This is a genomic window from Pseudovibrio sp. POLY-S9, from assembly GCF_001431305.1.
GTDB lineage: Bacteria > Pseudomonadota > Alphaproteobacteria > Rhizobiales > Stappiaceae > Pseudovibrio.
On the sequence record NZ_LCWX01000186.1, the window covers coordinates 1,142 to 2,037 of the forward strand.

General features: G+C 62.3%; 2 protein-coding genes. Both read right to left on the reverse strand.

The window, feature by feature from the left end:
* Positions 1-129: 129 nt before the first annotated feature.
* Positions 130-669 (reverse strand): hypothetical protein, encoded by a 540-nt coding sequence (locus PPL9_RS18250; RefSeq protein WP_057464030.1) that lies wholly within the window; start codon positions 667-669, stop codon positions 130-132.
* 38 nt (positions 670-707) lie between these two features.
* Positions 708-896: hypothetical protein (locus tag PPL9_RS33480; protein WP_208989469.1), on the reverse strand; the 189-nt coding region annotated here is incomplete at its 5' end.

Here is an 896-nt window from a genome sequence, read left to right on the forward strand (position 1 = left end):
CCCGGCTCGGCACTGGTGGGCGGCAGCTGACGGTAAGCGTTGGCCCACTGGCTGACGGTGAGCTGTCGCTCCGGTGCCAATGCCTCGCGCCAGATTGCGTCTGCCCATGAGGCGGTGGTGGTGGCGAGGTCAGACATTGGCAAGATCCTTCAGCGGCGTTTCTGCAAGGTCGGCGAGGTGATCACGGACGATGCGGTCTAGGATGGCGTAGGTCTCTCGCGGATCGCTGCCCAGCTCGGCGGAGAGGGTGGAGGCAGCGCGGCTCGCCCAGCCCATCCATGCATCGCGCTCGCCTCTGGCCCGCTCAAAGATCGCCTTCTGGGCGGCGTGCTTGTCGATGATGTTGCCAAGCTCGCGTTCCAGCTCCAGCTTTGCCAGTTCCGCCTTGATGCGCTCCAGCTCGCCCTTTGGGGTGAGGGGAGGTGCATCAACCAGCGACTTGCGCTTGGCGGCGCTGGTGTTGGCAACGTACCAGGCTTTGCCGAGCTTGATATCAATCCGCCCGTTGCCAAGCGTTGGCAGACCTTCCTTGATGAGCTGGGACACGCGGCCCCGGGACATTCCCAGAATGTCCGCGAATTGTGCCTTGGTTGCGGTGCGTTGCTCTGGCTCGGCAACTTGCCCGAAAATGCTGATTTGTTGCTCGCCCGAGCTATGCGCTGACTGCATGGTTTAGCCCTAAATTCCTCTCTAAACTGCTGTTTCGTTTAGGCAATTTCAAAACGATCTGTGGCCAAAGCGTGGGATGTCGCATACCCGTATTGAGCATTGGTGGGAGGGACCCAACCTAGCCCGCCCCCGCCAGCTGCGGATCGATCCACCCTTCCGGCGGTGCGACTTGCTGCTGGTGGGTGGTAGCGGGTGCCGCTGGTGATTGGGTGGTGGGCCGCTTGGTG

Excerpts from the sequence above, each read along its gene's own strand:
- PPL9_RS18250 (WP_057464030.1), bottom strand. The coding sequence starts at position 669 with ATGCAGTCAGCGCATAGCTCGGGCGAGCAACAAATCAGCATTTTCGGG.